General features: G+C 54.6%; 27 protein-coding genes and 1 other annotated feature. Of the genes, 12 read left to right on the top strand and 15 right to left on the bottom strand.

Features of this window, described 5'->3' with window-relative positions; all coding sequences use genetic code 11:
• The first annotated feature begins 126 nt into the window (after nucleotides 1–126).
• From INF73_RS14300 to INF73_RS14270, 7 genes are all read left to right on the top strand, one after another.
• Nucleotides 127–774: a YchE family NAAT transporter gene (locus INF73_RS14300; RefSeq protein ID WP_041909604.1), complete on the top strand. Its 648-nt coding sequence runs from the start codon at nucleotides 127–129 to the stop codon at nucleotides 772–774.
• Nucleotides 775–1,545: 771 nt separating this feature from the next.
• On the top strand, nucleotides 1,546–3,177 hold the full coding sequence (gene oppA / locus INF73_RS14295; protein ID WP_028013430.1) for an oligopeptide ABC transporter substrate-binding protein OppA: 1,632 nt from the start codon (nucleotides 1,546–1,548) through the stop codon (nucleotides 3,175–3,177).
• 83 nt (nucleotides 3,178–3,260) lie between these two features.
• Complete coding sequence (oppB, locus tag INF73_RS14290) at nucleotides 3,261–4,181, top strand: oligopeptide ABC transporter permease OppB (protein ID WP_028013429.1); 921 nt, start codon at nucleotides 3,261–3,263, stop codon at nucleotides 4,179–4,181.
• Nucleotides 4,182–4,195: 14 nt separating this feature from the next.
• Nucleotides 4,196–5,104, top strand: a complete 909-nt coding sequence (gene oppC / locus INF73_RS14285; RefSeq protein WP_028013428.1) for an oligopeptide ABC transporter permease OppC — start codon at nucleotides 4,196–4,198, stop codon at nucleotides 5,102–5,104.
• An 11-nt stretch (nucleotides 5,105–5,115) separates the two neighbouring features.
• A complete protein-coding gene (locus INF73_RS14280) occupies nucleotides 5,116–6,129 on the top strand; it encodes an ABC transporter ATP-binding protein (protein WP_136485590.1) in 1,014 nt (337 codons plus the stop codon).
• Nucleotides 6,126–7,130 (top strand): murein tripeptide/oligopeptide ABC transporter ATP-binding protein OppF, encoded by a 1,005-nt coding sequence (oppF, locus tag INF73_RS14275; protein ID WP_041909608.1) that lies wholly within the window; start codon nucleotides 6,126–6,128, stop codon nucleotides 7,128–7,130. Before INF73_RS14280 ends, oppF begins: the two co-directional genes overlap by 4 nt.
• A 48-nt stretch (nucleotides 7,131–7,178) precedes the next feature.
• Nucleotides 7,179–8,015, top strand: coding sequence for an ion transporter (locus INF73_RS14270; RefSeq protein WP_193542348.1), 837 nt, complete (start codon nucleotides 7,179–7,181; stop codon nucleotides 8,013–8,015).
• A 31-nt stretch (nucleotides 8,016–8,046) separates the two neighbouring features.
• Here the strand turns inward: INF73_RS14270 and INF73_RS14265 are convergent, their stop codons facing one another.
• Both INF73_RS14265 and cls read right to left on the bottom strand, forming a co-directional pair.
• Nucleotides 8,047–8,376 (bottom strand): HI1450 family dsDNA-mimic protein, encoded by a 330-nt coding sequence (locus INF73_RS14265; protein WP_006810881.1) that lies wholly within the window; start codon nucleotides 8,374–8,376, stop codon nucleotides 8,047–8,049.
• A 33-nt stretch (nucleotides 8,377–8,409) separates the two neighbouring features.
• Entirely contained in the window at nucleotides 8,410–9,870 is a 1,461-nt protein-coding gene (gene cls / locus INF73_RS14260) for a cardiolipin synthase (RefSeq protein WP_028013424.1), read from the bottom strand.
• 144 nt (nucleotides 9,871–10,014) lie between these two features.
• On the opposite strand from cls, the gene INF73_RS14255 reads away from it, so the two are divergent.
• Nucleotides 10,015–10,188, top strand: coding sequence for a YciY family protein (locus INF73_RS14255; protein WP_086379783.1), 174 nt, complete (start codon nucleotides 10,015–10,017; stop codon nucleotides 10,186–10,188).
• A gap of 106 nt (nucleotides 10,189–10,294) precedes the next feature.
• Entirely contained in the window at nucleotides 10,295–10,930 is a 636-nt protein-coding gene (gene leuE, locus INF73_RS14250) for a leucine efflux protein LeuE (RefSeq protein ID WP_028013423.1), read from the top strand.
• Nucleotides 10,931–10,964: 34 nt separating this feature from the next.
• Here the strand turns inward: leuE and INF73_RS14245 are convergent, their stop codons facing one another.
• Complete coding sequence (locus tag INF73_RS14245; protein ID WP_069732833.1) at nucleotides 10,965–11,261, bottom strand: YciI family protein; 297 nt, start codon at nucleotides 11,259–11,261, stop codon at nucleotides 10,965–10,967.
• Between the two features lie 222 nt (nucleotides 11,262–11,483).
• Here INF73_RS14245 and tonB point away from each other — a divergent pair, with 222 nt between their 5' ends.
• Complete coding sequence (gene tonB / locus INF73_RS14240; protein WP_049138284.1) at nucleotides 11,484–12,206, top strand: TonB system transport protein TonB; 723 nt, start codon at nucleotides 11,484–11,486, stop codon at nucleotides 12,204–12,206.
• A 38-nt stretch (nucleotides 12,207–12,244) separates the two neighbouring features.
• Here tonB and yciA read toward each other — a convergent pair whose 3' ends face one another.
• The 4 genes from yciA to INF73_RS14220 form a co-directional block, all read right to left on the bottom strand.
• Nucleotides 12,245–12,640, bottom strand: a complete 396-nt coding sequence (gene yciA, locus INF73_RS14235; RefSeq protein ID WP_041909616.1) for an acyl-CoA thioester hydrolase YciA — start codon at nucleotides 12,638–12,640, stop codon at nucleotides 12,245–12,247.
• 104 nt (nucleotides 12,641–12,744) lie between these two features.
• Entirely contained in the window at nucleotides 12,745–13,284 is a 540-nt protein-coding gene (locus tag INF73_RS14230) for a septation protein A (protein WP_028013419.1), read from the bottom strand.
• Nucleotides 13,285–13,340: 56 nt separating this feature from the next.
• The gene (locus INF73_RS14225) at nucleotides 13,341–14,084 is read right to left on the bottom strand and encodes a YciC family protein (protein WP_193542345.1); all 744 of its coding nucleotides are present in this window, start codon (nucleotides 14,082–14,084) and stop codon (nucleotides 13,341–13,343) included.
• Nucleotides 14,085–14,109: 25 nt separating this feature from the next.
• Nucleotides 14,110–14,514, bottom strand: coding sequence for a YkgJ family cysteine cluster protein (locus INF73_RS14220; RefSeq protein WP_052682991.1), 405 nt, complete (start codon nucleotides 14,512–14,514; stop codon nucleotides 14,110–14,112).
• Nucleotides 14,515–14,795: 281 nt separating this feature from the next.
• Between INF73_RS14220 and ompW the strand changes: the two genes are divergently transcribed.
• Complete coding sequence (ompW, locus tag INF73_RS14215; RefSeq protein ID WP_045260668.1) at nucleotides 14,796–15,428, top strand: outer membrane protein OmpW; 633 nt, start codon at nucleotides 14,796–14,798, stop codon at nucleotides 15,426–15,428.
• Between the two features lie 144 nt (nucleotides 15,429–15,572).
• Nucleotides 15,573–15,782, top strand: a complete 210-nt coding sequence (locus tag INF73_RS14210) for a hypothetical protein (protein ID WP_028013416.1) — start codon at nucleotides 15,573–15,575, stop codon at nucleotides 15,780–15,782.
• A gap of 156 nt (nucleotides 15,783–15,938) precedes the next feature.
• Here INF73_RS14210 and yedF read toward each other — a convergent pair whose 3' ends face one another.
• The 8 genes from yedF to trpL all read right to left on the bottom strand — a co-directional run bounded on the left by yedF (nucleotide 15,939) and on the right by trpL (nucleotide 24,233).
• Nucleotides 15,939–16,172, bottom strand: coding sequence for a sulfurtransferase-like selenium metabolism protein YedF (yedF, locus tag INF73_RS14205; RefSeq protein WP_088205590.1), 234 nt, complete (start codon nucleotides 16,170–16,172; stop codon nucleotides 15,939–15,941).
• Nucleotides 16,169–17,380, bottom strand: coding sequence for a selenium metabolism membrane protein YedE/FdhT (yedE, locus tag INF73_RS14200; protein ID WP_048960531.1), 1,212 nt, complete (start codon nucleotides 17,378–17,380; stop codon nucleotides 16,169–16,171). Before yedE ends, yedF begins: the two co-directional genes overlap by 4 nt.
• Before the next feature lie 180 nt (nucleotides 17,381–17,560).
• On the bottom strand, nucleotides 17,561–18,370 hold the full coding sequence (gene trpA, locus INF73_RS14195; protein ID WP_153655730.1) for a tryptophan synthase subunit alpha: 810 nt from the start codon (nucleotides 18,368–18,370) through the stop codon (nucleotides 17,561–17,563).
• The gene (gene trpB / locus INF73_RS14190) at nucleotides 18,370–19,563 is read right to left on the bottom strand and encodes a tryptophan synthase subunit beta (protein ID WP_193542343.1); all 1,194 of its coding nucleotides are present in this window, start codon (nucleotides 19,561–19,563) and stop codon (nucleotides 18,370–18,372) included. Before trpB ends, trpA begins: the two co-directional genes overlap by 1 nt.
• A 10-nt stretch (nucleotides 19,564–19,573) precedes the next feature.
• Entirely contained in the window at nucleotides 19,574–20,932 is a 1,359-nt protein-coding gene (trpCF, locus tag INF73_RS14185) for a bifunctional indole-3-glycerol-phosphate synthase TrpC/phosphoribosylanthranilate isomerase TrpF (protein WP_193542341.1), read from the bottom strand.
• 3 nt (nucleotides 20,933–20,935) lie between these two features.
• Nucleotides 20,936–22,531, bottom strand: coding sequence for a bifunctional anthranilate synthase glutamate amidotransferase component TrpG/anthranilate phosphoribosyltransferase TrpD (trpD, locus tag INF73_RS14180; RefSeq protein ID WP_028013411.1), 1,596 nt, complete (start codon nucleotides 22,529–22,531; stop codon nucleotides 20,936–20,938).
• A complete protein-coding gene (locus INF73_RS14175) occupies nucleotides 22,531–24,093 on the bottom strand; it encodes an anthranilate synthase component 1 (protein ID WP_045260663.1) in 1,563 nt (520 codons plus the stop codon). Before INF73_RS14175 ends, trpD begins: the two co-directional genes overlap by 1 nt.
• Before the next feature lie 25 nt (nucleotides 24,094–24,118).
• Nucleotides 24,119–24,212, bottom strand: a sequence feature (Trp leader region).
• Nucleotides 24,189–24,233: a trp operon leader peptide gene (trpL, locus tag INF73_RS22290; RefSeq protein ID WP_106993556.1), complete on the bottom strand. Its 45-nt coding sequence runs from the start codon at nucleotides 24,231–24,233 to the stop codon at nucleotides 24,189–24,191. It overlaps the preceding feature by 24 nt.
• Nucleotides 24,234–24,261: the final 28 nt, after the last annotated feature.

The raw sequence follows: 24,261 nt of genomic DNA, 5'->3' as shown, positions 1-24,261 counted from the left end.
AACATTCTGAAATGCTAACGTTTTGGCACAGATTTCTGGTGAAGTATGCTAATAAAAAGCGTATCTTCAGCGCGATTTTTCCTAACAATGTAACTGTCCCGGGCATGCGCAAAAGCGGAGCAAAACGTGATCCAAACGCTCTTTGATTTTCCAACGTATTTCAAATTTTTTATTGGTCTGTTTGCCCTGGTCAACCCGGTGGGGATCATTCCTGTCTTCATTAGTATGACCAGTTACCAGACGGCGGCGGCCCGGAACAAAACCAATCTTACTGCTAACCTGTCTGTGGCGATCATTTTGCTCACCTCGCTTTTCCTGGGTGATGCCATTCTCCAGCTCTTTGGCATCTCGATTGACTCCTTCCGCATTGCGGGCGGGATCCTGGTGGTGACCATTGCCATGTCCATGATCAGCGGTAAGCTGGGTGAGGATAAGCAGAACAAGCAGGAAAAGTCAGAAACCGCCATCCGCGAAAGTATCGGCGTGGTTCCGCTGGCATTGCCCCTCATGGCCGGGCCGGGTGCCATCAGTTCAACCATTGTCTGGGGCACGCGTTACCATAGCCTCATGCATTTGATCGGTTTTTCTGTCGCGATTGCCGTTTTCGCACTCTGTTGCTGGGGCGTCTTCCGCATGGCGCCGTTGCTGGTACGCCTGCTGGGGCAGACCGGCATCAACGTTATTACGCGTATCATGGGGCTGCTGTTAATGGCGCTCGGGATCGAATTCATTGTTACGGGTATTAAAAGCATTTTCCCCGGCTTGTTACATTGATATTTCATACGAAAGAACGGCGCTTCGGCGCCGTTTTTTTTGTATCAATATCAGCAAATCATATAAATAAAGTTGAAAAGCTTACCTGTCATAATAAATTCTACTAATAATGTTCATTTCATATATTTCATAGAGTTATGAATTCATCTCAAGCCTGCCTGCACAGAAAATCTTCGAACGCACTGTTATTTTACTCACACGATAGTCTTGGGCTTGCTGCGGGATAACCGAAATGATATTAGTAATTTCAACATTTCGTTAGATGAATGTGCTAAATAATAATCAATTGTTAAATTTTCGTACAAAACTACGCGATGATAATGCAGAGACGCGCCAGAAGGGAAAATCTTCCATATTGGTTTGAATTTTAAACATTTTTTAGGGTGCTCAACGTATGGAAGGGCTGGTCAGGACGATACGGCCTGGGCCGTAAAAGAGAATTGCTTAACAAATTTGCAAAATGTATTGGCGCGTGTTTACGCCATTTGATACTTTCCGGCCTACTATTTTGCAGCCTAAAACAAGTAGATGAGAATTATTTTCATATAATCCTCTTCTCAGATATCCAGCACAGGTCTCAAACAGGGGAGGCCTGGCAAGAATCGACGCAAGACGGCCATACGAGCGGTCAGTAATAAAAAAGTCGGTGATAGCAAGCAGTAAAAAAAGAACCTGACAGCAGCAAAAAAAACTCCTGCGCTGTACAGGCCCCAACAGGGGATTAGACAGCTGGCGAAAGCCAGTAATTATAATGAGTGGAGTACCAACACAATGTCCATCATCACAAAAAAAAATCTGGTAGCGGCGGGGATTTTAACTGCGCTAATCGCGGGAAACGCTGCAATGGCTGCGGACGTTCCTGCAGGTGTTCAACTGGCGGAAAAACAGACGCTTGTACGTAACAACGGTGCGGAAGTGCAGTCTCTCGATCCGCATAAAATTGAAGGCGTTCCTGAGTCAAACGTTAACCGCGACCTGTTTGAAGGTCTGCTGGTGACTGACGTAGACGGCCACCCGGCACCGGGTGTGGCAGAAAAGTGGGAAAATAAAGATTTCAAAGTCTGGACCTTCCATCTGCGTAAAGATGCCAAATGGTCCGACGGTACACCGGTTACCGCCGAAGATTTCGTGTATAGCTGGCAGCGCCTGGCGAATCCAAATACCGCCTCTCCGTATGCGAGCTATCTGCAGTATGGCCACATCGCCAATATCGATGACATCATCGCCGGTAAAAAGCCGGTCACCGACCTGGGCGTGAAAGCGATCGATGCTAATACCTTTGAAGTGACGTTGAGCGAACCTGTTCCGTACTTCTATAAGCTGCTGGTTCACCCGTCCGTCTCGCCGGTACCAAAATCCGCCGTGGAAAAATTTGGTGAAAAATGGACGCAGCCTGCCAATATCGTAACCAACGGCGCCTATAAGCTGAAAGACTGGGTGGTCAACGAACGTATGGTGCTGGAGCGTAACCCGCAGTACTGGGATAACGCGAAGACCGTGATTAATCAGGTCACCTACCTTCCAATCTCTTCCGAAGTGACCGACGTTAACCGCTACCGCAGCGGTGAAATCGACATGACCTATAACAACATGCCGATTGAACTGTTCCAGAAGCTGAAGAAAGAGATCCCGAAAGAAGTTCACGTCGATCCATATCTGTGCACCTATTATTACGAAATCAACAACCAGAAAGCACCGTTCACCGACGTGCGCGTTCGTACCGCGCTGAAGCTGGCACTGGATCGCGATATCATCGTGAACAAAGTGAAAAACCAGGGCGATCTGCCGGCGTACAGCTACACGCCTCCGTATACCGATGGGATGAAACTGGTTGAGCCTGAGTGGTTCAAATGGTCGCAGGAAAAACGTAACGAAGAAGCGAAAAAACTGCTGGCTGAAGCAGGATACACCGCAGACAAGCCGCTGACGTTCAACCTGCTGTATAACACATCAGATCTGCATAAAAAACTGGCGATTGCCGTCGCGTCTATCTGGAAGAAAAACCTGGGCGTGAACGTTAAGCTGGAAAACCAGGAGTGGAAAACCTTCCTCGATACGCGTCATCAGGGGACCTTCGACGTGGCGCGTGCGGGCTGGTGTGCGGACTATAACGAACCGACATCATTCCTGAACACCATGCTCAGCGACAGTTCAAACAACACGGCGCACTATAAGAGCCCGGCGTTTGACAAGATCATCGCTGAAACCCTGAAAGTGTCTGACGATGCGCAGCGCGCAGAGCTGTACGCGAAATCAGAAGAACAGCTCGATAAAGACTCTGCAATTGTACCGGTTTACTACTACGTTAACGCCCGTCTGGTGAAACCATGGGTAGGGGGTTATACCGGTAAAGACCCGTTGGATAATATTTCCGTTAAGAATCTTTATATTATCAAGCATTAATGGCAATACGTGGGGCGAGCCTGGCTTGCCCCACTGTGTCTACTTTGTAACATTCATCAGGCACACGCCAGAAGGTACGGGCAATGTTGAAATTTATCCTGCGTCGCTGTTTAGAAGCGATACCAACGTTATTTATTCTAATTACGATTTCCTTCTTTATGATGCGTCTCGCGCCGGGAAGTCCATTTACCGGTGAACGTACGTTGCCGCCAGAAGTCATGGCCAACATCGAGGCGAAGTATCACTTAAACGATCCCATCACCACCCAATACTTCAACTATTTGAAGCAGCTGGCGCACGGTGATTTTGGACCGTCATTTAAATATAAAGACTATTCCGTTAACGATCTGGTGGCCTCCAGCTTCCCGGTCTCGGCAAAACTGGGTGCTGCAGCATTCATTCTGGCCGTCGTTCTCGGGGTCACCGCAGGCGTTATCGCCGCGCTCAGACAAAATACCAAATGGGATTATGCCGTAATGGGGGTGGCAATGACCGGGGTAGTCATACCCAGCTTCGTTGTCGCGCCATTGCTGGTGATGATATTTGCCATCACGCTGAAATGGCTGCCCGGGGGCGGCTGGAACGGCGGGGCATTGAAGTTCATGATTTTGCCGATGGTGGCATTATCGCTGGCGTACATCGCCAGTATCGCGCGTATTACCCGTGGTTCAATGATCGAAGTGCTGCACTCAAACTTCATCCGCACCGCGCGCGCGAAAGGGCTGCCGATGCGCCGGATCATCTTCCGCCACGCGCTTAAGCCGGCGCTGCTGCCTGTGCTCTCCTATATGGGACCGGCATTCGTCGGCATCATTACGGGTTCAATGGTTATCGAAACAATTTACGGCCTGCCGGGTATTGGTCAACTGTTCGTAAACGGGGCGCTTAACCGTGACTACTCGCTCGTTCTGAGCCTCACGATCCTCGTGGGCGCACTGACCATTCTCTTTAACGCCGTTGTCGATGTGCTGTATGCCGTTATCGACCCGAAAATTCGTTACTAACGCTGGAGCACGCCATGATGTTGAGTAAGAAAAACAGCGAGGCGCTGGAAAACTTCAGTGAAAAACTGGAAGTAGAAGGTCGTAGCCTCTGGCAGGACGCGCGCCGTCGCTTTATGCATAACCGTGCGGCGGTCGCCAGCCTGGTTGTGCTGGTGATCATCGCGTTGTTTGTCACCCTGGCGCCGATGCTGTCGCAATTTACCTATTTCGATACGGACTGGGGCATGATGTCCAGCGCGCCTGATATGGAGTCCGGCCACTATTTCGGTACCGATTCATCCGGCCGTGATTTGCTGGTGCGCGTGGCGATTGGTGGCCGTATTTCTCTGATGGTCGGTATCGCCGCCGCGCTGGTGGCGGTGATCGTGGGGACGCTTTACGGCGCGCTTTCCGGCTACCTTGGCGGCAAAGTAGACTCGGTGATGATGCGTCTCCTGGAAATCCTGAACTCCTTCCCGTTTATGTTCTTCGTGATTTTGCTGGTGACCTTCTTCGGCCAGAACATCCTGTTGATCTTCGTGGCCATCGGGATGGTTTCCTGGCTGGATATGGCGCGTATCGTGCGCGGCCAGACGCTGAGCCTCAAACGCAAAGAGTTTATCGAAGCGGCGCAGGTAGGGGGGGTATCAACCAGTAATATCGTGGTTCGCCATATCGTGCCTAACGTGCTGGGCGTGGTGGTGGTCTATGCCTCACTGCTGGTGCCAAGCATGATTCTGTTTGAATCCTTCCTCAGCTTCCTGGGGCTGGGCACGCAGGAGCCACTGAGCAGCTGGGGCGCGCTGCTGAGCGACGGCGCAAACTCGATGGAAGTTTCACCGTGGCTGCTGCTTTATCCGGCGGGTTTCCTGGTCGTTACCCTGTTTTGTTTTAACTTTATCGGCGATGGCCTGCGTGATGCCCTCGACCCGAAAGACCGTTAAGGAGCGCCGTCATGACAATTATTGAAACGGCCACCGCGCCACAGGCGCAGCAGCAGAGCAATCTTCTGCTGGATGTTAAAGACCTCCGCGTGACCTTTAAAACCCCGGACGGCGATGTTACTGCGGTCAACGATCTCAACTTTAACCTGAGCAAAGGGGAAACGCTGGGGATCGTGGGTGAATCCGGCTCCGGAAAATCCCAGACGGCATTTGCGTTAATGGGCCTGCTGGCCGCTAACGGCGTGATTGGCGGTTCGGCGAAATTCAACGGTCGCGAAATTCTTAACCTGCCGGAGCTCGAGCTGAACAAGCTTCGCGCCGAACAGATCTCAATGATTTTCCAGGATCCGATGACCTCCCTGAACCCGTATATGCGCGTCGGTGAGCAGCTGATGGAAGTCCTGATGCTGCACAAAGGTCTGGGCAAAGCGGAAGCTTTTGAGGAATCCGTTAAAATGCTGGATGCGGTAAAAATGCCGGAAGCGCGCAAGCGCATGCGCATGTTCCCGCACGAGTTCTCTGGCGGTATGCGTCAGCGCGTGATGATTGCCATGGCGCTGCTGTGCCGGCCAAAACTGCTGATTGCCGATGAACCGACTACCGCGTTGGACGTCACCGTGCAGGCGCAAATCATGACCCTGCTGAACGAGCTTAAGCGTGAGTTCAACACGGCGATTATCATGATCACCCACGATCTGGGCGTGGTTGCCGGTATCTGTGACAAAGTGCTTGTGATGTACGCCGGGCGCACCATGGAATACGGCAAAGCGCGCGACGTATTCTATCAGCCAGCCCATCCGTACTCGATTGGCCTGCTGAACGCGGTGCCGCGTCTTGATGCGGAAGGGGAGTCCCTGCTCACCATTCCGGGCAACCCGCCAAACCTGCTGCGACTGCCGAAAGGCTGTCCGTTCCAGCCGCGCTGCCCGCACGCGATGGAAATCTGTAACAGCGCGCCGCCGCTGGAAGCATTTGCCCCAGGCCGTCTGCGCGCCTGCTTTAAGCCGCAGGAGGAGCTGGTATGAACGCAGTAGATGAAAAACGCAACGTGCTGCTCGAAATCGCCGACCTCAAGGTGCATTTCGACATCAAAGACGGTAAGCAGTGGTTCTGGCAGCCGCCGAAGACCCTGAAAGCGGTAGATGGCGTCACCTTGCGTCTGTATGAGGGGGAAACCCTGGGCGTGGTGGGTGAATCCGGCTGCGGTAAATCCACCTTTGCGCGTGCGATTATCGGTCTGGTGAAAGCCACCGGCGGCAAAGTGGCCTGGCTGGGTAAAGATCTGCTGGGCATGAAGCCTGACGAGTGGCGCGACGTGCGCAGCGATATCCAGATGATTTTCCAGGATCCGCTGGCCTCATTAAACCCGCGTATGACCATCGGTGAGATTATCGCCGAACCGCTGCGCACCTATCATCCAAAGATGCCGCGTCAGGAAGTCCGCGACCGCGTGAAGGCGATGATGCTCAAAGTCGGGTTGTTGCCTAACCTCATTAACCGTTACCCGCATGAATTTTCAGGCGGCCAGTGTCAGCGTATTGGCATTGCGCGTGCGCTTATCCTTGAGCCGAAACTGATTATTTGTGATGAACCGGTCTCCGCGCTGGACGTGTCGATTCAGGCGCAGGTGGTTAACCTGCTTCAGAAACTACAGCGCGAAATGGGGCTGTCGCTAATCTTCATTGCACACGACCTGGCGGTGGTAAAACACATCTCCGACCGCGTGCTGGTGATGTATCTGGGCCATGCCGTGGAACTGGGAACCTATGACGAGGTGTACCATAACCCGCTGCACCCTTATACCAAAGCGCTGATGTCGGCTGTGCCGATCCCCGATCCGGATCTGGAAAAGAATAAAACGATTCAGCTTCTGGAAGGGGAATTGCCGTCGCCGATCAATCCGCCGTCGGGCTGCGTGTTCCGCACGCGATGCCCAATGGCCGGGCCGGAATGCGCGAAAACGCGACCGGTGCTGGAGGGCAGTTTCCGACATGCGGTTTCCTGCCTGAAAGTAGACCCGCTATAATCGCAAGGGCTGACATGATGTCAGCCCTTATTTTTTTGCGAGGTTACCGTGTCGCGTTTATTCACTTCAGCCCGTCGGCGGCTCTATCATCTTTTATTCGATCCTGAAACGGTATCGGGACGCCGTTTTGAAGGTCTGTGTGCGCTGTTTGCGCTATTGAGCGTAGTGGTCATCTTTATTGAATCGGGTGTGGGGACGCAATATCACCTGACATTTGAGGAATGGCATGCGTTTGTCTGGCTGGAACTTATTATTACCCTGGTCTTTACCGCTGAGTATATTCTGCGTGTTGTTTGCTGGCCCAACCCGGCAAAGTACGTCTTTAGCTTCTGGGGCTTTATTGATTTAGCGACGATCCTGCCGCTCTATGTGATGTGGCTGTGGCCGGAGATCAGCCTCAACTATGTTTTCGCCTGGCGAGCGATGCGCGTTATTCGGGTCTTGCGTATTCTGAAGTTACTGCGCTTTATGCCGTCGCTGCGCGTATTCTGGAGTGCGATCGTCAGCGCACGCCATCAGCTTATTCTGTTCTATTCGTTTATTGCCATCGTCATGATTGTTTTTGGCGCGCTGATGTATTTGATCGAAGGGCAGAAATATGGCTTCACGACGCTCAACGCGTCCGTCTACTGGGCGATAGTGACCGTTACGACCGTGGGGTATGGCGATATAACGCCCCATACGCCGCTGGGACGTATTGTGGCATCCGTGCTGATTCTGATTGGGTATTCGGTAATTGCCATTCCGACGGGGCTTATTACCACGCACATGAGCAGCGCGTTTCAGAACCATAAACAGCGGCGCAAATGTCCGAACTGCCACCAGGTCGATCATGAACACAGCGCGCGGTTTTGCAACCGCTGCGGAAGCGCGTTACCGGATTAAATAAAAAAGGCTGCTATCGCAGCCTTTTTTATTATTCGCGCCAGAGTATGTGGCACAGCTTGTGGTCTTTCTCACGACACAGCAGGACGCGCGCAAAAATGTCGTTAATTTCACCGCCGTCTTCATCAGCCAGCCCAATAACCACTTCGGCAAAGAAGTCAGGGTTCAGGTCGAAATCTACATGTTCGGCCCAGTCCTCTGAAGGGTCGAACAATTCGGCACCGCCGCGCTCTTCGAACTGCAGATTAAAGAGGATCACGTCTGCGGGATCGAGGTTATCAACCGCCAGTTCGAGAAAAATGTCATAGGCCTGCTCGAGCGTTTCGTCTTCGGTCAGGCGATTGTTCAGATCCATTTCCATGATGACTACCTGTTTAACATCGTTGGGCACGTTTTACAGCAACGGACTAAAGAAGTAAAACAGTCGTTCAGCTATTCGCTGCCATAACGGACGTTTTACCCACAGCCTGGCATCCAGCAGCCGCGAGCGGGAGATATAGTCATCCTGAACCGCCGCCAGGTCACCGCCAAAGCCGGCGTCATCAATCACCAGGGTGATTTCAAAGTTTAGCCACAGGCTGCGCATATCAAGGTTAACCGTGCCCACCAGGCTTAATTCGCCGTCGACCAGCACGCTCTTGGTGTGCAGGAGACCGCCTTCAAACTGGTAAATTTTCACCCCGGCGGCAAGCAGTTCGCTAAAGAAGGCACGGCTGGCCCAGCCCACCAGAAGGGAGTCATTTTTGCGTGGCAGAATGATACTGACATCGACGCCGCGCTGCGCTGCGGTACAAATCGCGTGCAGCAGATCATCGCTGGGGACAAAGTAGGGCGTCGTCATGATCAGATATTCACGCGCGGAGTAGGTTGCCGTCAGCAGCGCCTGGTGAATCAAGTCCTCCGGGAAGCCTGGTCCGGAGGCGATAGTATGAATTGTATGACCGCTGGCCTCTTCAAACGGCATAATATTGCCATCCGGCGGTGGCGGCAGGATACGCTTGCCGGTCTCTATCTCCCAGTCGCAGGAGTAAACGATGCCCATCGAGGTGGCAATCGGCCCCTCCATTCGCGCCATCAGATCCACCCATTGCCCGACGCCGGAGTCCTGTTTAAAGAAGCGCGGGTCAACCATGTTCATACTGCCGGTGTAGGCAATATAGTTATCGATCATGACCATTTTACGGTGCTGGCGAAGGTCCATCCGGCGCAGAAACACGCGCAGGAGATTCACCTTCAGTGCCTCAACCACCTCGATACCGGCGTTACGCATCATGCCCGCCCAGGGGCTACGGAAAAATGCCACGCTGCCCGCGGAGTCCAGCATCAGACGGCAGTGGATCCCCCTGCGTGCGGCCGCCATCAGGGATTCAGCGACCTGGTCAGCCATGCCGCCGGGCTGCCAGATATAAAACACCATCTCAATATTATGGCGAGCCAGCTGAATATCGCGGATTAACGCCTGCATGACATCATCGGACGACGTCAGAAGCTGGAGCTGATTGCCCTTAACGCCGCCAATCCCCTGGCGACGCTCGCAGAGCTTAAACAGCGAGGAGGCGACGCTGCTGTTCTCCTCGGCAAAGATATGCTTACAGGCTTTGAGATCGTTAAGCCACTTCGCGGTGGAAGGCCACATTGCGCGCGCCCGCTCGGCACGGCGCTTACCCAGATGAAGCTCACCGAAAGAAAGATAGGCAATAATTCCCACCAGTGGGAGGATATAAATGATCAGAAGCCAGGCCATGGCAGAGGGTACGGCTCTGCGCTTCATCAGGATGCGTAACGTCACACCCGCGATTAACAGCCAGTATCCCAGAATGACCAGCCAACTCACCACGGTGTAGAAGGTTGTCATAGATAAAAAAATCCTTTTGAAAGCGTATTGTTATGAGTGTACGCATCAGGATTCATCTGGCAAATAAAAACGCCAGGTAAAAGCGCTGGTTTGCTGTCGGGTTGGGTTTATAATGGCGGCTCTGTTTGAGAAAGAGTTGTAGACATGAAGCGCAGTAGAACAGAAGTAGGGCGCTGGCGTATGTTGCGACAGGTGAGTCGTCGCAAGGCTCGTTGGCTGGAAGCACAATCCCGCCGCAATATGCGTATCCACGCCATCAGAAAATGTGGATTGACCCGGCACCGCAATGCGTTGCTGTTCGCAGTCCAGGATATCTGAAACCCATGAGGGCACCGCAAGGTGCCCGCTGATTATATTGTGTCTTATTTTGCGAATATCGTTATTGCGGCGATATTCCGGTTATTTTTAGCAAAAGGAGGGAGAGGTGTTTGCGGAGTTTGGTGTACTGAATTTCTGGACGTATGTTGTTGGCGCATTTTTTATCGTGCTGGTTCCCGGGCCAAACACCCTGTTTGTGCTGAAAACGGGGATCGGTCACGGTGTTAAAAAAGGATATCTTGCCGCGACCGGCGTGTTTATCGGTGATGCGGTATTGATGTTCCTGGCCTGGGCGGGTGTTGCGGCATTGATCCAGACGACCCCCGTACTCTTTAATATCGTGCGCTATCTCGGGGCTTTCTATCTGCTGTGGTTGGGCGGAAAAATGCTCTGGTCGGTGATCACACGTCAGAATAATGCTCAAGAGAGCGGAACCGAGCCTGCCAGCACGATCATGAAACGCTCCCTCGTCCTGAGCCTGACCAATCCAAAAGCGATTCTGTTCTACGTTTCGTTCTTTGTGCAGTTTATCGACGTGAATGCGCAAAATACCGGTACCTCTTTCCTGATCCTCGCTACCACGCTTGAGCTGATTAGCTTTATGTACATGAGCTTCCTGATCTTCTCTGGGGCGTTTGTTACGCGTTATCTGAAAACCAAAAAGAAACTGGCAAAGCTGGGGAACGGGCTGATAGGGCTGCTGTTTGTCGGGTTTGCGGCGCGGTTAGCGTCACTACATTGATGTGAAAAAAGGCTCCTGCGGGAGCCTTTTTACCTCAGAACACTTTCTTATACGGTCGCACCGTCACTTTTGCATACACACCCGCCGCAACGTATGGGTCTGCGTCAGCCCAGGCCTGCGCCGCTTCAATAGACTCAAACTCAGCAATAACCGTGGAGCCAGAAAAACCGGCGGCTCCCGGGTCATTGCTGTCAACAGCAGGCATTGGACCCGCGGTCAGCAAACGGCCTTCGTCCTGGAGCAGCTGCAGGCGAGCCAGATGGGCAGGGCGAACAGAGAGACGTTTTTCGAGGGAATCAGCGACATCTTCAGAGTAAATCACGTAAAGCACGGTGAAGCTCCTTAAGCGTTATAAAGTGTCAGTTACGTTATGTGAAAGGGCAATTGACTGCAATGTAAAGATAAAAACAACGTTAATACCCCGATCTGGATGTCCTTTTTTTGACCACTCCTGCGCTTAAATTGCGCCAGAACAAAGCGTCTTATTGAATATGATTGCTATTTGCATTTAAAATCAGGGTCCGGTTTTTTAACGTTGATGATTATGACTTCGATGACCCTTGATTTACCTCGCCGCTTTCCCTGGCCGACGCTGTTGTCCGTCGTGATTCACGGTGCCGTCGTGGCGGGTTTGCTCTACACCTCGGTTCATCAGGTTATTGAAATGCCCGCACCCGCCCAGCCGATCTCGGTAACCATGGTCTCGCCAGCGGATCTCGAACCGCCGCAGGTTGCGCCACCACCGCCACAGCCGGTTGCTGAGCCTGAACCGGAACCCGAGCCTGTACCGGAGCCACCGAAGGAGGCACCGGTGGTGATCCACAAACCTGAACCGAAGCCAAAACCTAAGCCGAAACCGAAGCCGGTGAAGAAGGTCGAGGAGCGTCCGAAACGTGAAGAACGCCCGGTTGAACCGCGCGCGACCCAGCCGGTCGAGAATACAGCGCCTTCGCGTCCGGTCATGAATAACAGCGCACCGGCGGCGAAGCCGACGGTTGCCGCACCAGCGGGCCCACGTGCGTTGAGCCGTAATCAGCCTCAATATCCGGCGCGGGCTCAGGCCTTACGTATTGAAGGTCGCGTACGGGTGAAATTTGACGTCACTGCGGATGGCCGTGTGGATAACGTGGAAATCCTGTCTGCGCAACCTTCTAATATGTTTGAGCGCGAAGTGAAGTCGGCGATGCGCAGATGGCGCTACGAACCCGGTAAACCGGGAAGCGGACTGATCGTGAACATTGTTTTCCGCCTGAATGGCGGGGCGCAGATGGAATAATAAAAGCCTCCGAAAGGAGGCTTTTTTTTGCCTGCCATTCAGGCTGGCGGAAGCTGACGAGGTTTACCGTCGCTATCGACAGCGACATAAATAAACAGCGCTTCAGTTGCTTTATAGCGCTGTCCAATCGGTTCAGAAGAGACTTTCTTCACCCAGACTTCAATGTTGATGGAGATGGATGTATTGCCGCGCTTTACGCAGCGGGCGTAACAGCAAACCACATCACCTACCGCAACCGGACGCAGGAAGGTCATTCCATCCACCCGCACGGTCACCACGCGTCCGTGAGCAATCTCTTTTGCCAGAATTGCGCCGCCCATATCCATCTGCGACATCAGCCAGCCGCCAAAAATATCGCCATTGGCATTGGTGTCAGCGGGCATTGCCAGTGTGCGTAAAACCAGTTCGCCCTGAGGGGCGTTATTTGTTGTCATTGTTTTAACTCATAACGGAAGACTTCAGGCGGGATGCTACTATGATTTCACAGCGGAGAGAATAGACCAGAACGCCTGTCGAACACGTTCTGGTCAGTCAGCAATCAGTGCTTGTCGTCCTGCGGCATGTGGCGATAGATATAAATGCCGCTTAGCAGGGTGAATATCAGCGTCAGGGCCGTCAGGCCGAAGACCTTAAAGTTGACCCAGATATTCTGTGGCAGCCAGAAAGCGATATAGATATTGGCAAGACCGCAAAGGATAAAGAACACGGCCCAGGCGATATTCAGGCGCGACCAGACCTCCTGAGGCAGCGTCAGCTCTTTGCCGAGCATGCGCTGGATCAGCGGCTTTTTCATCACCCACTGGCTGATGAGCAGCGCACCCGCAAACAGCGCGTAGATCACCGTCACTTTCCACTTGATAAATTCATCATTGTGGAAGAAGAGGGTAAGCCCACCGAATACGGCGACCAGGACGAACGTTACCAGCGCCATTTTCTCAACTTTACGGTAGCGCACCCAGCTGTAGATCAGCACAACCGCTGTCGCAATAATCAACGCTGTGGTGGCAGCATAAATGTCATACAGTTTGTAAAACGCGAAAAAGACCACCAGCGGTAAAAAATCAAGAAACTGCTTCATTCTGTGATTCCATCTTCTCTGTTGAGCCGGGCCCTGTCATGCACCCGGCATCAGGGTTACTGACGAATTAACGTATACAGGCGGAACAGATAGACAAGCAGCACCGCTGAAATCAGGTTGCTCAGTGTATTCGCGACCACCGCGCCAACGTTCGGGGTTAATACCGCAAAATTCGGAGCAAACAGGAGCAGGAGCGTTTTTGCCAGCAGCCAGCCCATCACGGCAGGAGCAACCAGACGCATGTTCGCCCATGCCAGCCTGATGCTGCTGCGCATCGCGGTAAAAATTCCCATTTTATCCTGCACGACCATTACTGGGGCAAAAGCGAGCACAATAGCCAGTAACACGCCCGGCACCACAACCAGCATAATTCCCATCTGCACCAGCATGGTGGTTAAAAAGATCAGGATAAACAGCTTAGGTAAGACCGGCGCGCTGGCGCCAATCGCCCGCAAGGCGCTGACCCGGTGGCCCGCCGACACCAGTTGGATCATCAGCAAAACGCCGCCCGCCAGAATGGCGTTACCAATCAGGCCAGAAAACGTGGATGCGGCAGACGCCCGCAGCAGAATTTGTTGCTGCTCTGGCGTCATGTTTTGTACCAGTTCAAATAGCCCCACGCTTCCTGCAAGATGGTCGCCCTGGCTCAGGCTGGCAATCTGTTCTTCACTCGGTGAGAACGCATGACCCAGCACCACAGTGATAAAGGCGCAAAGCAACGCGATCAGTAAAAAGGTAATGAACTGATTGCGGAAAAAATTTCCCGTGTCACGGTAGACAGACTTCGCCGTGATAGACATGCACTCTCCTTGCGTATTGCAGGTGTTAATTAGCCGGCAATTGTACACCGGATGAACCTGCTGTGGCAGCATCAAGGCTTGTATGGAAAAGCATATCTTTGTAAAGCGGCGGTAATCCAAAGCGCGCGCGGGCGCGATTACAGGCTTCGTTGACCTGCCCATCTTCCCCCGACATGGCAAATTCCCGGCACGGGCTGGGGCGATCCTCATAGATCGCGCACCGGGTCGAAACCCCGGGCTCACCTTGTAAGGCCGCGCAGCGGGCCTGCTTTTGATTGGTGCCGCTCATGCAGCGCAGAAAGGGGGTTAACGGCTCAGTAAGATGAACCGGAACGGTACCGCCGCCATCGCTGGCTTCAGCCCAATAGAAAGAGACTCGAAAATACGCACAACAGGCTCCGCACGTCATGCACGGGTTAACTTCACTCATGGCACACCTGCAAAAAAGAACGCATCAAATCAACTTGTGAGAGCGATAAATTATCCAGCCGACAGAGGAAGAGCAAGAGGGGGAAAAGAGAAAATTTTGTAACTGTGAAATGCCAAAAATTGACATAGAAACAACTTATTGCTTTTCAAAGCGCCACAAAAAATTAACCCAGATCAATGAATGTTAACTTACTGGTTTTAATGTGATCTGTGGCAGATCACTTATTACTCTTTTGTGAGTATATTCTCATCCGCGATTAAAACCACAACGATGGAGCGGATATGAAAAAATTAGCGGTGGCAGCCCTTGTATTAAGCAGTCTCTCTGGCGGCGCGTATGCGCATGAAGCAGGCGAATTCTTTATTCGTGCCGGTTCGGCTACGGTTCGCCCAACTGAAGGATCGGATAACGTGCTGGGGATGGGCGGTTTTAACGTCAGTAACAACACCCAGTTAGGTTTAACATTCACCTGGATGGCGACGGATAACGTTGGGGTTGAGCTTTTGGCGGCAACCCCGTTCCGTCACCGTGTCGGTCTTGGTGCGACCGGTGATATCGCCACGGTTCACCATTTACCGCCAACGCTGATGGCGCAATGGTACTTTGGCGATGCCAGCAGCAAGGTGCGTCCATATATTGGCGCGGGTGTGAACTACACCACCTTCTTCGATGAGAAATTCAACGATACCGGTAAAGAAGCAGGACTCTCCGATCTCAGCCTGAAAGACTCGTGGGGTATGGCTGGGCAGGTTGGTCTGGACTATCTGATTAACCGCGACTGGCTGATCAACGCCTCGGTCTGGTATATGGATATTGATACGGACGTACGCTTCAAGGCGGGCGGCGAGCAGCAAAGCATCAATACGCGTCTGGATCCGTGGGTGTTCATGTTCTCTGCGGGTTATCGTTTCTGATCCCCGTCAAACTGGCCACAGGGTGGCCAGTTTGCTTTGCTCGCTTCAAAACGACGGATAAACCGGCCGCTCGTCAAGCTTTACGCAGTGCCTCAGGATCTTTTCCCCATCATATAAATAGCTGAAAGCGTCGCTGTACAGGGAATGGAAGAGAATATCACCGTTGGCAAACGGGATAATTTCGGTATCACCCACACGTTTATGACCCGCGCCGGTTTCAAAATGACCGCGCCATCGTTCCTGAGTATGGTCATAGACGTGCAGAATAACGTCGACAAGTCCTCTTTCCGGGCAATTAAGGCGCAGGAAGGTCGAAGAAAAATTCAGGGACAGCGCGTGGAAGGGAATCAATAAGGCGAAAACCAGTAAAGCTCGTAAATACATCAAACCGCGAAAACCTCCTTCAAAAGGGAAATGAGATTTTACTTAAGTCAAAAATCGCGTTTTTGCCGTGGATCAACATGGCTTATAATTCAATACGATAAAGGCCCCTTGCGAGGCCCTTAGCGATCATTTTTGAATCAGATAGCGAATGGTTGGCCCGTCCTGCTGGATATCCAGCACCGTATAACCGTGGTTTTTTGCATCCAGCGGAATGTTGTTGATGGATTGCGGACAATCGCTCACCACCTCCAGAATTTCACCTTTTTCCAGCTGCGGCAGTGCCTCAAGCGTGGCAACCGCCGGATACGGGCAGGGTTCACCGATCATATCCAGACGATAGTCGGGGACGATCTCTTTCATGCAGCGTTCTCCTGCGTTTCAGTTTTGACGACGGCACGGCGGAAGAAGCGTTTCTCCTGTGCGACAACCAGTAAAAAAGCGACCAGCAGCAGGGCATAAGTCACCAGCAGGCCGCCGAGAGGGCCGAAAGCGCTCAGCAGGTTAACCTTGTCCCAGTTTGTGGCAAGCACCGGGGACACGTCGTCCCAGAAGTATGCGAGGAGTGTGGATCCAAGGACATTCCCAAGCCCGACCCACCAGTAGTGCACCTGTCCCTCAACCGCGCGGTACATCCAGCCGGTTTCACACCCGCCCGCCAGCACAATCCCGAAGCCAAACAGCAGACCGCCAATCACCGCGTTCGGGCCAGCCCACATGATCTTCGGTTCAACACCGAGCTGAACATAGCTGAAGATGCCGATAGCGCTCACCGCCATGCCGGCAATGATTGCCTTCGCCATCATCGTCCTTCCGGTGATCCACATATCGCGAAACGCAGAGGTAAAGCAGATCTGCGCGCGTTCGATCAGCAGGCCAAAGCCGACGCCGAACAACATCGCCAGGCCAAGCTTCGGCTGATTCATCGCCGTGCAAATGGCCCATGCGATCATAGCAAAAAAGACCAGCATACCCAGGCGGAAACGGCGCTTTGCCTGCTCCGGTTTTTGGGTTAGCGGGGACGCCGCGCTGACTTTTGTCATTTTCACCGGAATGCGGAACAGCGGCAGAAGGGTGAATTTTGCTCCGAAGTAAGAGCCAATCGCCGTGGCCACGGCAAAAAACCAGGCATGAAGGGAGAACTGCGGAATCCCCGTAAAGAACGCGGCCAGATTACAGCCCATCGCCAGGCGGGCGCCAAACCCGGCAATCATACCCCCGACTACCGCCTGCATGATGCGAACGCGGCTTTTGGGCATGCGCAGCTTAACGTTGTTTGCCCACAGCGCCGCAGCGAAACAGCCGCCGAACATGCCGATAATCATCATTCCGTCGATGCGGGTAAGAGGGGTACCGTCCAGGTGAATGAGTTTGAAGTATCCCCACTCTTCGGTGTGTACGCCTGCGAGCTGCAGCAGTTGCCCACCCCAGCGGGTGAATTCACCGGTGACGGCCCAGAAGGTGCCGGTAATGCCGAAATAATAAGTAGAGAGAATGCCTGCCGCGATGACGGCCGGAACAGGTGACCAGAACTTAACCAGGTAAGTCTGTTTGAAGGATTGCCATGACATGAATAAGCCTCTGAACTCAGAAGGATTAGTGCTAAAAAGAGTCCAGATCATACGCTTACGCGAAAGTTTGAAAAGCTATTCACACCGAAAATATCGACGGGATCAATTTTGACGTAATCCTTTGGAGAGGATGGAGAAGGAGGAGTAACCGTCTGGCAGGGTTGCCAGACGGTGGAGGGGTCAGGCTTTACGCGTCGCCGCCTTCATGGCAGTCACAAACGCCTTCAGCTCGGCCAGCATCTGCTCGGGCTTGTCCACGTTCTTCTCGATGATCTTCACAATCGCGGAGCCGGAGATGGCACCCGCCGCCTTCGCCTCAATTGCCGCGGTGACCTGATCCGGAGAGGAGATCCCGAAGCCCTGCAGCGGCGGCGCGGCATGGTACTCGGCCAGCTTTTCCACCAGATGATGCAGCGGCAGGGCCGCTTTATTCTCGGCGCCGGTCACGCCCGCGCGCGAAAGCAGATAGGTATACCCGCGTCCGTAAGAGGCTATCTGGCGCAGCAGTTCATCGTCCGCGTTAGGCGGGCAGATGAAAATAGGGGCGACATTGTGACGCATCGCAGCCTGGCGGAACGGCGCGGACTCTTCCACGGGCACGTCTGCTACCAGGACCGAGTCGACACCAACTCGCGCGCATTCGGCATAGAACTCGTCAACACCACGGTTGAACACCAGGTTGGCGTACATCAGCAGGCCAATCGGAATGGTCGGGTGCTTCTGGCGGATCGCCGCCAGCATTTCAAAGCACTGGGTTGGGGTCACGCCTGCCGCAAAGGCGCGCAGGGTGGCGTTCTGGATGGTCGGGCCATCCGCCAGCGGATCGGAGAAAGGAATACCCAGCTCCAGCGCGTCGGCGCCGGCTTCAATCAGGGCGTCGATAATCTTCAGAGACTGCTCAGGGCCAGGGTCGCCCAGGGTAACGAAGGGGACGAACGCGCCTTCCTGGCGGGATTTCAGTTCTGCAAATACGTTATCGTAGCGTTCCATCAGATTTCCCCTCGTGCTTTCAAAATATCGTGAACGGTGAAGATATCTTTGTCACCGCGACCGGAAAGGTTCACCACCAGCAGTTGCTCTTTTTCCGGGTTTTCTTTCATCATTTTCAGCGCGTGCGCCAGCGCGTGAGAAGACTCCAGCGCCGGGATGATCCCTTCGCTGCGGCACAGCGCTTTGAAGGCTTCCAGCGCTTCGTCATCGGTAATGGAGACATAGTCCGCGCGGCCGGTACTGTTCAGGAACGCATGCTGTGGTCCGACTGACGGGAAGTCGAGGCCGGCAGAAATAGAGTAAGACTCTTCAATCTGGCCCTCATCGGTTTGCATCATCGGGGATTTCATGCCGAAGTAGATCCCCACGCGGCCATGCTTCAGCGGCGCGCCGTGTTCACCCGATTCAATGCCGTGACCGGCAGGCTCGACGCCAATCAGCCCAACGCGGGTGTCGTCGATAAAGTCTGCGAACATGCCGATGGCGTTAGACCCGCCGCCGACGCAGGCAATGACTGCATCCGGCAGGCGACCCTCTTTTTCAAGGATCTGCGCTTTGGTCTCTTCACCGATCATGCGCTGGAATTCGCGCACGATGGTCGGGAACGGGTGAGGACCTGCCGCGGTGCCGAGCATATAGTGCGCCGTTTCGTAGCTGCCGGACCAGTCGCGCAGCGCTTCGTTACAGGCATCTTTCAGCGTCGCAGAACCGCTGTGCACCGGGATCACTTCCGCACCCATCAGGCGCATACGGAACACGTTCGGCGACTGACGCTCAACGTCTTTAGCACCCATATAGATGCGGCACTTCAGGCCGAGCAGGGCGCTGGCGAGCGCAGAAGCCACGCCATGCTGGCCCGCGCCGGTTTCGGCGATGATTTCGGTTTTACCCATACGCTTTGCGAGCAGCGCCTGGCCCAGCACCTGGTTAGTTTTATGCGCGCCGCCGTGCAGCAGGTCTTCACGCTTAAGATACAGCGTGGTTTTGGTGCCTTCGGTCAGGTTGCGGCATTTGGTCAGCGCGGTTGGACGCCCGGCGTAGTTTTTCAGCAGGTCGGTAAACTCCGCCTGAAACGCCGGATCTTTCTGCGCGCTCACGAACGCTTCTTCCAGCTGGCGCAGCGCGGGCATCAGGATTTGCGGAACGTACATCCCGCCGAACTCGCCAAAATACGGGTTAAGTAATGTCGTCATCTTCTCTTCCTTAATATGCACGCAGAGTTTTAAACACCGAGGCCAGCTTGCTGGCATCTTTGATACCCGGTTGCGACTCTACGCCTGAATTGAAATCGAGGCCTGCGCAGCCGGTTTTCGCGGCTTCCACACAGTTATCCGGGCTTAGTCCGCCCGCCAGCAGGACGTTGTCCAGCTTTTCGCCGTTCAGCAGCGACCAGTCAAAACGTTGTCCGGTGCCGCCCTGGCCGTTGTCGAGCACGTATTTGTCAACGTGGTGAAGATTACGTGCGGGCAGGGTGGTGCCCACGCTTTGTGCTTTCCAGATTTGAACCTGCGGTGCCAGCGCGTCGCGCAGGGCATTGATATACGCCTGATCTTCATCGCCATGGAGCTGAACGGCACTCAGGGATAACGCGTCGGCTTTTGCCACAACATCCGCGACATCCGCATTGCGGAACACGCCAACATAGCTCAGCGGGGCCGCCGCGATTACCTTGCGGACCTGTTCCTCATTGACTGCACGAGGAGAGGTGTCGACGAAGATTAAACCGCCATAGATTGCTCCAGCCTCATACGCGGCCAGCGCATCCTGTTCGCGGGTTAGGCCGCAGACTTTGTTTTCACCCAGCAGCACGCGACGCACCGCCGCATTGAGGTCGTCATGTTCCATCATGGCGGAGCCAATCAGGAAACCGTTGGCGAAGTGGCTCAGCTCGCGCACCTGGGCGTAGCTGTTAATGCCGGACTCGCTGATCACCGTGACGCCCGCACCCAGACGCGGCGCCAGCTGGCGGGTACGGTTCAGGTCAATCGACAAGTCGCGAAGATCGCGGTTGTTGATGCCGACCACTTTGGCTTCCAGCGCGATGGCGCGCTCAAGCTCTTCTTCGTTACTCACTTCGGTCAGCACGCCCATTTTCAGGCTGTGCGCCACGGCAGCAAGCTGCCGATACTGTTCGTCGTCCAGTACCGAGAGCATCAGCAGGCAGGCATCGGCCTGGTAGAAACGCGCCAGCCAGATCTGATACGGGTCGATAATAAAGTCTTTGCACAGGATCGGCTGCGGTGCGATGCCGCTGACGATCGGCAGAAAATCGAAGCTGCCCTGGAAATATTTCTCATCCGTCAGCACGGAGATTGCCGACGCATGATGCTTATAAATACCGGCGATACGCGCCGGGTCGAAATCGTCACGAATAACGCCTTTTGAGGGAGAGGCCTTTTTGCACTCCAGAATAAAGGCGGTACGTGCACCCTGCAGGGCGTCATAGAAACGACGGCTGCTTGGGACGACGTCATTCTGGAAACTGGCAAGCGGCTGCTCTGCTTTGCGTGCTTCCACCCAGATGGCCTTATCGGCAACGATTTTCGCTAAAACGGTCTGCATTCTTTACCCTCTTGCCGCAAGTGCGGTAACGCGATCGTAAGCTGCACCGGAGCGCAGTACATCCAGAACTTTTTGAGCATTGGCTTTCAGGTCTTCCTCACCGTGCAAACGCATCAGCATGGCGACGTTGGCAGCCACGGCGGCCTCATGAGCGGCCTCACCTTTACCTTGTAGTAAGCGCGTCAGAATGTCACGGTTTTCTTCCGGCGTACCGCCTGCCAGCGCTTCCTGATGGTACGGCGTTAAGCCGAAATCAGACGCCTCAAGCTGATAGCTGAGTACTTCACCATCGTTAAGCTCGGCCACCAGCGTCGGCGCATGCAGCGAAACTTCATCCATTCCGCCGCTGTGCACCACGGCGGCGCGTTTGTAACCCAGCACGCGCAGCGTCTCGGCAATCGGCAGGACCAGCTCAGGGCTGTAAACGCCAATTAATGCCAGCGGCGGATGGGCCGGGTTGATCAGCGGGCCGAGCACGTTAAACAGCGTGCGGGTTTTAAGCTGCTGGCGAACCGGCATCGCGTGGCGGAAACCGGTGTGGTACTTCGGTGCAAACAGGAAGCAAACGCCCAAATCATCCAGCGCTTCACGCGAACGCTCGGCATTCATCTCCAGATTGATGCCAAACGCGGCCAGCAGATCGGACGAGCCTGAACGGCTGGAGACGCTGCGGTTACCGTGCTTGGCCACCTTCAGGCCGCAGGCCGCCGCCACAAAGGCGCTGGCGGTCGAAATATTGATGCTGTTGCTGCCGTCGCCACCGGTCCCGACGATATCCGCAAACTGATAGTCCGGACGCGGGAACGGGGCGGCATTTTCCAGCAGCGCGGTGGCCGCACCGGCGATCTCCTGCGGGCTTTCGCCGCGCACTTTCATGCTCACCAGCGCAGCGGCCAGTTGCTCAGGCTTCAGCTCGCCGCGCACCACGGCAGAAAAAAGCTGGTGGCTCTCCTGCTGGCTCAGGGTCTGGGCCTGATACAGTTTTTCCAGAATCGGCTGCAGGGTGTTGGTCTGCTCCAGCTTCTGTAACGCCCAGTCAAGGGTCTGCTCAAGCAGGCGGGCGCCATTGGATGTCAAAATAGATTCCGGGTGGAACTGCATCCCGCAGACGCGATCCGCATCGTGGCGTACCGCCATCACCATCCCTTCAAACGAGGCGTTGATGGTCAGCCCGGCCGGAATGTTGCTGCCGACCAGCGAATGATAGCGCGCGACCGGGAGCGGATTCGGCAGCCCGGCAAACATTGCCTGGCCGTCATGTTCAATGCTGGAGGCTTTACCGTGCAGGATCTCGCCCGCCTGGCCGACGTAACCGCCGTAAGCTTCCACAATTGCCTGGTGACCAAGGCAGATACCGATAATCGGCAGCTTGCCGCGCATGCGGGTCAGCAGTTCGGGCATACAGCCCGCTTCGCTCGGCGCGCCCGGCCCCGGGGAGAGCATCAGCACCGGGTTTTGCATGGTCGCCAGACGGTCAATCAGGGTCTGAGCCGGAACGTGGTTGCGGTAGATAACGACGTTGTGACCATTCGCACGCAGCTGATCTGCCAGGTTATAGGTAAAGGAGTCGATGTTATCGAGCAGCAGAATGTCAGCCATCAGAAAATCTCCTGTGCGTGGTGTGCGGTAGCGATGGCGCGCAATACCGCGCGTGCTTTACTGCGGGTTTCGTCAGCTTCAGACTGCGGAACAGAGTCAAGAACAATCCCGGCGCCGGCCTGAACGGTGGCAATACCGTCTTCGACGTAGGCGGAGCGGATCACGATGCAGGTATCAAGGTCGCCGTGTGCGGTGAAGTAACCTACCGCGCCGCCGTAGCTCCCGCGCCGACGTCCTTCCGCTTCGGCGATAAGCTGCATGGCGCGTACCTTCGGTGCGCCGCTCAGGGTGCCCATATTCATGCAGGCGCGGTAGGCGTGCAGCACGTCGAGGTCGCTGCGCAGTTCACCCACCACGCGGGAGACCAGGTGCATCACGAAGGAGTAACGGTCAACTTTGGTCAGGTCTGCCACGTAGCGGCTGCCCGGGGTGCAAATGCGCGCCAGGTCGTTACGCGCCAGGTCAACCAGCATCAGGTGTTCGGAGAGCTCCTTGTGGTCGGTTCGCATTTCAAGTTCGATGCGGCTGTCCAGATCGCGGTCCAGCGAGCCATCGGCACGACGGCCACGCGGACGGGTGCCCGCAATCGGGTAGATCTCAATCTGGCGGCTGGTGGCATCGTACTTCAGCGAGCTTTCCGGCGAGGCGCCGAACAGCGTGAAATCATTGTCCTGCATAAAGAACATATATGGGCTCGGGTTGCTTTTCTTCAGCACGTCGTAAGCCGCCAGCGGTGACGGGCAGGGCAGCGAGAAACGGCGGGACGGCACAACCTGGAAAATCTCCCCGGCGCGAATAGCCTTTTGCATCTGGCGAACCACGGCCCCGTATTGATCGTCGGTCTGGTTAACGTCGCATGTCATTTTTTCCACGTGCTGTACCGGCAGCGCAGGCGGCGCTTCCGTCATCTGCTGCCGGAGCTGAGCGATGCGATGCTCAAGGCGGTTTTTCTCAAACGCAGAGGGCGTGAACAGGCTTGCCTGGATGCGGGTATATTTTTTCTGATGGTCGATCACCAACAGGGTTTCGGCCAGGTAGAAACAGTAGTCCGGGCAGCGGTTGCCCTGCTCGGTTTCCGGCAAATCTTCAAAACCGGCGACCAGGTCGTAAGCAAACAGCCCGCCGAAGAACATTGCTTCGCGCTCATCTTCCGGCACGGTGACAAGATTTTGCAGCAGGCGGAAGGCATCGAACACGGACAGCGAGCAGAGGCGCGCGTCTTCGTCCAGCAGTTGGCTTACCGGCGGGAAATGCAGAATTCGCAGGTCCGGGTGACGTTCATTGTCGATGCCCGCGGGCAGAGCAGCATCCAGCAGCGGCAGCAGCGATGCGCCATTATCAGAGAGCGCCTTAATGGTGACGGTGTCACCTAACGCGGTAATGCGCAGCGCGCTGTCGACCAGCAGCAGGCTTTTCAGATCGTCCTTACTGTCGATATCCGCAGACTCCAGCAGCAGCGTCGCCGGACGCGCGCCGCACACCTGATGAAACAGCGCGGTCGGGTTGTGGCGATAGACCGCCTCGCAGGTCAACAGTTCGAGATGAGGTTTGGCTGTTTGCATGTTGTGATTCTCATTTATTCTGTTCAAAAAAAAGCCCGCTGGGTAGCGGGCGGGTATCTGTTTGCATTTCGCAGATGCGTGACACTGCCCGAAGATCAGGAAGTGCGCCACCAACCGTGCAGAGTGAAATGTGCTGTCATTTTCAGATACCTTTCTCGTGTGAACTTG

Source organism: Enterobacter cloacae complex sp. P6RS, assembly GCF_014982245.1.
Lineage (GTDB): Bacteria > Pseudomonadota > Gammaproteobacteria > Enterobacterales > Enterobacteriaceae > Enterobacter > Enterobacter bugandensis.
The sequence above is the reverse complement of the archived record's forward strand: the minus strand, read 5'-3'. Positions and strand labels throughout refer to the sequence as shown.

What these genes read in the sequence shown, in the direction of transcription:
- oppF (WP_041909608.1), top strand. Translation starts at nt 6,126, where the DNA reads ATGAACGCAGTAGATGAAAAACGCAACGTGCTGCTCGAAATCGCCGAC.
- yedE (WP_048960531.1), bottom strand. Translation starts at nt 17,380, where the DNA reads ATGTCATGGCAATCCTTCAAACAGACTTACCTGGTTAAGTTCTGGTCA.
- tonB (WP_049138284.1), top strand. Translation starts at nt 11,484, where the DNA reads ATGACCCTTGATTTACCTCGCCGCTTTCCCTGGCCGACGCTGTTGTCC.
- ompW (WP_045260668.1), top strand. Translation starts at nt 14,796, where the DNA reads ATGAAAAAATTAGCGGTGGCAGCCCTTGTATTAAGCAGTCTCTCTGGC.
- trpA (WP_153655730.1), bottom strand. Translation starts at nt 18,370, where the DNA reads ATGGAACGCTACGATAACGTATTTGCAGAACTGAAATCCCGCCAGGAA.
- yedF (WP_088205590.1), bottom strand. Translation starts at nt 16,172, where the DNA reads ATGAAAGAGATCGTCCCCGACTATCGTCTGGATATGATCGGTGAACCC.
- INF73_RS14265 (WP_006810881.1), bottom strand. Translation starts at nt 8,376, where the DNA reads ATGGAAATGGATCTGAACAATCGCCTGACCGAAGACGAAACGCTCGAG.
- trpD (WP_028013411.1), bottom strand. Translation starts at nt 22,531, where the DNA reads ATGGCTGACATTCTGCTGCTCGATAACATCGACTCCTTTACCTATAAC.
- trpB (WP_193542343.1), bottom strand. Translation starts at nt 19,563, where the DNA reads ATGACGACATTACTTAACCCGTATTTTGGCGAGTTCGGCGGGATGTAC.
- trpCF (WP_193542341.1), bottom strand. Translation starts at nt 20,932, where the DNA reads ATGCAGACCGTTTTAGCGAAAATCGTTGCCGATAAGGCCATCTGGGTG.
- oppC (WP_028013428.1), top strand. Translation starts at nt 4,196, where the DNA reads ATGATGTTGAGTAAGAAAAACAGCGAGGCGCTGGAAAACTTCAGTGAA.
- INF73_RS14280 (WP_136485590.1), top strand. Translation starts at nt 5,116, where the DNA reads ATGACAATTATTGAAACGGCCACCGCGCCACAGGCGCAGCAGCAGAGC.
- oppA (WP_028013430.1), top strand. Translation starts at nt 1,546, where the DNA reads ATGTCCATCATCACAAAAAAAAATCTGGTAGCGGCGGGGATTTTAACT.
- cls (WP_028013424.1), bottom strand. Translation starts at nt 9,870, where the DNA reads ATGACAACCTTCTACACCGTGGTGAGTTGGCTGGTCATTCTGGGATAC.
- INF73_RS14210 (WP_028013416.1), top strand. Translation starts at nt 15,573, where the DNA reads ATGGAAGAGAATATCACCGTTGGCAAACGGGATAATTTCGGTATCACC.
- INF73_RS14255 (WP_086379783.1), top strand. Translation starts at nt 10,015, where the DNA reads ATGAAGCGCAGTAGAACAGAAGTAGGGCGCTGGCGTATGTTGCGACAG.
- INF73_RS14230 (WP_028013419.1), bottom strand. Translation starts at nt 13,284, where the DNA reads ATGAAGCAGTTTCTTGATTTTTTACCGCTGGTGGTCTTTTTCGCGTTT.
- INF73_RS14225 (WP_193542345.1), bottom strand. Translation starts at nt 14,084, where the DNA reads ATGTCTATCACGGCGAAGTCTGTCTACCGTGACACGGGAAATTTTTTC.
- INF73_RS14220 (WP_052682991.1), bottom strand. Translation starts at nt 14,514, where the DNA reads ATGAGTGAAGTTAACCCGTGCATGACGTGCGGAGCCTGTTGTGCGTAT.
- yciA (WP_041909616.1), bottom strand. Translation starts at nt 12,640, where the DNA reads ATGACAACAAATAACGCCCCTCAGGGCGAACTGGTTTTACGCACACTG.
- oppB (WP_028013429.1), top strand. Translation starts at nt 3,261, where the DNA reads ATGTTGAAATTTATCCTGCGTCGCTGTTTAGAAGCGATACCAACGTTA.
- INF73_RS14175 (WP_045260663.1), bottom strand. Translation starts at nt 24,093, where the DNA reads ATGCAAACAGCCAAACCTCATCTCGAACTGTTGACCTGCGAGGCGGTC.